The sequence below is a fragment of the Desulfotomaculum sp. OF05-3 genome (assembly GCF_003435535.1).
Taxonomy (GTDB): domain Bacteria; phylum Bacillota; class Clostridia; order Lachnospirales; family Lachnospiraceae; genus Pilosibacter; species Pilosibacter fragilis.
Map to the genome: position 1 here is coordinate 1 of NZ_QWGO01000074.1, position 2614 is coordinate 2614.

The window sequence follows — 2614 nt, forward strand, 5'->3', positions numbered from 1 at the left end:
CTGCATATTGCGAAGCTAAACGGCCGTCTTTGCGGAGCAAAACGGCCGCATTCCGTTTCTGAACAGCCGAATTTCTACCAGTCTCTGCAATCCAATCCTTATAATGATAGTAGCCATCCCAGTGGTGGTGAATAGATCATTTTAAGGAGGATAATGTATGCAGTTGGATTACAAGGACATCATTATCAAACACTACGCGCTATCAATGTCCGGTAGCGAAATAGCTCGTCAGGCTGGTTTCAGCAAGTCTGGTGTTAATGACTTCTTGAGAGCATTCAAGAAGTGCGAAGATCTGAGCTATCCATTACCAGCAGGCATCACTAACTATGGTATTGCCCTGAAGGTGTATGGAGCTGTACCTGGATCAGGAGGACGAAATGAGAACATCGAGTTACCTGATTATGAAGATGCTGCCAAGCTTATGGCTACCCGTAAAAACATGACACTCATGTTTCTTTGGAACCGCTATAAGAAAAAGTGCGAAGAAGAAGGCGCTCGTTTCTATCAGTACAGTCAGTATTGTGAGCTCTACAACAAGTGGTGCGAAGAGAATTATGAGACCGCCCACTTTGATGCCATTATCGCACAAAAAATGGAAGTTGACTTTGCTGGTCAGACCTTCTCAATGACAGATCCTCTTACCGGCGAGATCATGGCCATCGTTGTATTTGTAGCCATCCTTCCTTATTCACAGTATATCTATGCAGAAGGAATGCTCTCAACGAAGGAACCACAGTGGATCGAGGTCAACAATCACGCACTGGATTACTTTGGTGGAGTTCCTGCTTTAGTAGTCTGTGACAACTGTAAACAGGCTGTTATCGTTAATCAGGACTGGATCGAGCCGGAACTGAACAAGGATTATGCTGACTGGGCTGACCACTATGGCACTGTTATTCTTCCTGCGAAGGTCCGTAAGCCGAAATTCAAGAGTTCTGTAGAAAACGCAGTAGGCATTCTCGAGAAGGGCTTCTTCCACAAACTTGAAGAACGTCAGTATTTCTCACTGGAACAGTTTAATAAGGATCTCTGGAAGGAACTGGAGGCTCTGAATAAAGAGCCATTCAAGAAGAAGGAACACAATAGATACTACTATTGGGAAGAGGAACAAACGGAATTGATGCCGCTCCCCTCCATGCATTATGAGTACATGGAGAGAAAGACGGCAAAGGTATCAAGCGACTTCCACGTACGCTTTGACAATGCTTATTATAGCGTAGATAAAGCATTTCTGCACAAGAAAGTATCTATTAAGGCTTCTTCAACCGTAGTTCGTATTTATTCCCTTGCCGGAGAGTTTCTTTGTGAATGGCCCAGAGCTACTCGTAAGGGGCAGTGGTCAACCAATCCTGAACACCTGCCAGATCACTATAAAGGATTTACTCAGTGGAATGGTCCTTACTTTATTCAGAAAGCGCAACTCATTGGCAAGAATACAGAGACTGTTATCCGGACGATCCTCAAATCCAGACCATACGAAGTACAGACCTATCGTATGTGTCTGGGTATTCTGAACTTTACAAAGAAGTACAGCAATAAGACTCTGGAAGAGTGCTGTAAGCAGGCGGTTGCTCTGAATAAGCAGAAATATACCTTTATCAAGAATACGATAGCTGTTGTAGCAGATGATCTCGGAGAAGCAGGCTATCATCATCCCACATCGGCAAAGAAAGAACCGGTACGCGGAGGGTATGTAATGCCACCGGAAGCTTCCAGTATCGACACTCTTTTATCACGCAGCAAGGCTCTTGCTGATCAGATACGAGAGGGGGCCGATGAATAATGCTTACAGGAACTGTACTGATAAATGAACTCGTTGATGAACTGAACGAACTTAAGCTTTCAACTATGGCAGCTACATTGGATGATCTGTATCACAAACCCGGATTTCTGGAAATGGATCGGCTTACGCTTATTGCAGAACTGATCGGACCACAGTTTCAGGAAAAGGTCAGCACGACATTAAAGAATCGCTTAACAGCGGCACATCTGAAGGGCTCACCTGAAGAATTGTCAGACTGTGTGGACTCTGACAAGCGGGAGTATCTGCCTGCCGGTATAACAGAGGTTCTTTCCTCTTTTGACTTTATTGAAAGAGGATACAATCTCTGTATTCTCGGAGAATCAGATGCCGGAAAGTCTTACCTTGCAAAAGCTATCGGCATAAAGGCCTGCAACCGATATAACGTCGGTTACTTTCACAGCGAGGAACTTTTGGAAAGCATGGTAGCTCTTAAAGAGCAGGATTACGATAAATATGCTCGCAAGATGAAGAAGTATCTCAAATGGGAACTGATCATCCTGGATGACTTCCTGCTTCACACAATCACTGACGAAAGAGAGATTAAAATCCTCTTTGAGCTTCTGGAGAAGCGGAACGAGCAGAGGAAAAGCACCATCGTATGCTCACAGCGTGATCCGGATAACTGGAAAGCGATGATCCTCAACGATGAGGTATCTGCCAATTCCATCATGAAGAGAGCTACAAAGCACTACACGGTTAAGATCAACACACGATAAGCGGTGGTCTTCTAACTAAAAAATAGGCGGCCGTTGACTTCGGAAAGCGGCCGTTCTAAAACAGAATGGCGACCGCTGAGCTCCGTAAAATGCA

2 protein-coding genes are annotated in these 2614 nt (G+C 44.7%); both read left to right on the forward strand.

Translation table 11 applies throughout. The annotated features are described in order from the left end of the window. Positions 1–157 precede the first annotated feature (157 nt). Positions 158–1783 carry an IS21 family transposase gene (gene istA / locus DXA87_RS17580; protein ID WP_117505579.1) on the forward strand — a complete coding sequence of 542 codons (1626 nt, stop codon included), beginning with the start codon at positions 158–160 and terminating at the stop codon, positions 1781–1783. Beyond that, the gene (locus tag DXA87_RS17585; RefSeq protein ID WP_117505581.1) at positions 1783–2520 is read left to right on the forward strand and encodes an ATP-binding protein; all 738 of its coding nucleotides are present in this window, start codon (positions 1783–1785) and stop codon (positions 2518–2520) included. The genes istA and DXA87_RS17585 overlap by 1 nt, the downstream gene beginning before the upstream one ends. Positions 2521–2614 lie beyond the last annotated feature (94 nt).